The following is a 3,105-nucleotide window of genomic DNA, read 5'->3' as shown; positions in this document are numbered from 1 at the left end:
CTCGGTGCCTACGACCACCAGGACCTGCCCTTCGAACGACTCGTGGAGGAACTCGCCCCCGACCGCGACCTGTCCCGCAACCCCCTGTTCCAGACCCTCTTCGCGTTGCAGAACACACCGGGCGCGGACGCCTGGAACCTGCCGGGCCTGACGGCGGAGCCCGTCGAGCCCCCGGTCCGGGACGCCAAGTTCGACCTGTCGATGTACCTCGCGGAGGCGGCGGACGGCACGCTGGACGGCGCCGTGGTCTACGCGGACGACCTCTTCACCGAGGACACCGCGCGCCGCCTGGCCGCCCACTTCACCAACCTGCTGGCCGCGGCCACGATTCGCCCGCACAGCGCGCTGTCCGAGGTGGAGATGCTGGACGCGGGGGAGCGGCACCGTGTCCTCACCGAGTGGAACGACACCGCCGCGCCCGTTCCGGCAGCGACACTGCACCGGTTGTTCGAGCAGCGGGCGGCACAGGACCCGGACGCGGTCGCAGTCGTCTGCGGCACGGACAGCCTGACGTACCGTCAGCTCGATGAGCGGGCCAACCGTCTGGCCCACCGGCTGCGCGCTGTGCCGGGCATCGGTCCGGACGTACCCGTGGGCGTCTGCCTGGAACGCTCGCCCGCCATGGTGTGGACGTTGCTCGGCATCCTGAAGGCCGGTGCCGCGTACGTTCCGCTCGACCCGGAGCACCCGGAGGAACGGCTGGCATACCTGGTGGCGGACTCCGGCGCGCCGCTGATCGTCACCGACATCGCGCACGCCGCCCTGCTGCCGGACGGCCCGGACCTGCTGGCCGTGGACCGCCCTGCCGACCTGCCGGACACCCTGCCCACGGACGCGCCGGAACCCGTCGCGGACCTCGGCGACCTGTGCTATCTGATCTACACCAGCGGCTCCACGGGCCGCCCGAAGGGCGTCCGCATCGAACACCGCGGAGTGGTCAACTACCTGGCCGGCATGCAGCACGCGTTCCCGATCGCTCCGGGCGAGGGCTTCCTCCAGGCCACGCCGCTGTCCTTCGACGTGTCGGCATACGAGATCTTCTGGCCCCTGTGGCAGGGTGCCACGGTCTTGCTGGTGCCGGGCTCCGACCGGCTCGACATGGCCGAGGTGTCCCGCCTGATGCGCGCCCACCGCGTGGTCGGCCTGCACTTCGTGCCGAGCCTGCTGGACTTGTTCGTCTCCCGGGTACGGCCCGGGGACTGCACGCACCTGCGGTACGCCTTCGCCAGTGGCGAGCCGCTCCAGCCGACGCTGGTGAGCCGGTTCACCGAGAGCTTCCCCGGTGACCTCGTCAACCTGTACGGCGCCACCGAGGTCTCGGTGGACACGACGTACTGGCGGGCCTCGCGCACGGACCCGGCCGGACCGGTCCTCGCGGGCCGTCCCATGGTCAACCAGACCGTGTACGTCCTGGACCCGGACCGCCGCCCCGTGCCTGCGGGTGTGCTGGGCGAGGTGTACCTCGGTGGCGACAGCGTCGGGCGCGGTTACCACCAGCGGCCCGACCTCACCGCCGAGCGTTTCGTCGCCGACCCGTTCCGCGGCGGCCGGATGTACCGCACGGGCGATCTCGGCCGGTTCACCGCGGACGGCGAACTGGACCTGCTGGGGCGGATCGACCGTCAGGTGAAACTGCGCGGCGTCCGGGTCGAACTCGGCGAGATCGAGGCGACGCTGCTCACCCACGGCGCGGTCGGGGCCTGCGCGGTGGTGGTCCGGGAAGACACTCCCGGCGACAAGCGGCTGGTCGCCTACTGCGTGCCCGCGCCCGGCGCCACGGTGGACGTCGGCGCGCTGCGCGAGTGGGCCGCCGAACGCCTGCCTCGCGCCATGATGCCGTCCGCGTTCGCGATCCTGCCGGAACTGCCGCTCAACCGGAACGGCAAGGTCGACCACGCGGCACTGCCGGCCCCCGGGAACGACGGCGACAGCACGGCCGGATACACCGCGCCACGGGACGAGATCGAGGCGGAGATCGCCGGGATCATGGCCGCCGTGCTCGGTGTCGAACGCGTAGGAGTCCACGAGAGGTTCTTCGACGTCGGCGGGCATTCCCTGCTCGCCCTCCAGCTCGTCAATCAGGTCGAGTCGGTGACCGGAGTACGCATCGGCCTGCGACGCCTTTTTCAGTCGCCGACCGTCATCGGCATCAAGCAACAGCTCATCGAATTGTTCGACGCGCAGGAACAGCTTTCCTGAAACAGCGGCCCATTGCCCACGCGAGAAGACGAAGAGGACGGAACATCATGGGCGAGAACTCGGTGGAGGCACGGCTGCTGTCCCGCATGCGGCGGCGTGCGGAAGCGGCCCGGATCGTACGGGCTGACCGGGAGGCCGGACCGCTGCCGCTGTCGTTCGCGCAGCAGCGGCTGTGGTTCCTGGACCGGCTGACGCCGGACAGCGCGGAATACCTGGTGCCGACGGTGCTGCGGGTGCGCGGCGCGCTGGACGTCCCCGCGCTCGGCACAGCACTGTCACGTCTGGCGGCCCGGCACGAGGTGCTGCGGACGGCGTTCCCGGCGGACGACAACGGCACACCGCGGCAGGTGATCAGCGCACCCTGGCCGGTGAAGGTCACGGTCCACGATCTGCGGGCCGAGGCGGACGCGGAGACCCGCGCGGGCGAGGTGCTGCGCACCGAGGCGACGCGGCCGTTCGACCTGGAGGCCGGGCGGCTCCTGCGGGCCGACGTGGTGTGGCTCGCGGACGACGACCACTTCCTGCTGCTGACGGTGCATCATATCGCTTCGGACGGCTGGTCCTCCGGGATCCTGGCCCGCGAACTGCGCGAGCTGTACGCGGCCGCCGTCGCTGGACGCGAGGCTTCGCTGCCCGAACTCCTCATCCAGTACGCGGACTTCGCTGCCTGGCAGCGGGAGCAACTCAGCGGGGATTTCCTGGAGAGGCAGTTGGCGTACTGGCGCGAGCGCCTCGCCCGCGTGACGCCGCTCGAGCTTCCCACCGACCACCAGCGTCCGGCGCAGCCGAGCGGCGGCGGTGACGTGGTCACCTTCTCGGTGCCGTCGGAGGTGACGGAGGCGCTGCGGGCGACGGCGAGCGGGCAGGGCGCGAGTCTGTTCATGGCGCTGCTGTCCCTTTTCCAGA

At 71.1% G+C, this 3,105-nt stretch carries 2 protein-coding genes; both read left to right on the top strand.

Translation table 11 applies throughout. The features are described from left to right. Positions 1–2,199 (top strand): non-ribosomal peptide synthetase (locus tag ABTZ94_RS37050; protein ID WP_351207789.1); only part of this gene is annotated, 2,199 nt, incomplete at its 5' end. A gap of 47 nt (positions 2,200–2,246) precedes the next feature. Continuing rightward, on the top strand, positions 2,247–3,105 hold an 859-nt coding region (locus tag ABTZ94_RS37045; RefSeq protein WP_351207787.1), incomplete at its 3' end, for a condensation domain-containing protein.

This window comes from Streptomyces sp. NPDC002785 (assembly GCF_040295565.1).
Taxonomy (GTDB): Bacteria; Actinomycetota; Actinomycetes; order Streptomycetales; family Streptomycetaceae; genus Streptomyces.
The sequence above is the reverse complement of the archived record's forward strand: the minus strand, read 5'-3'. Positions and strand labels throughout refer to the sequence as shown.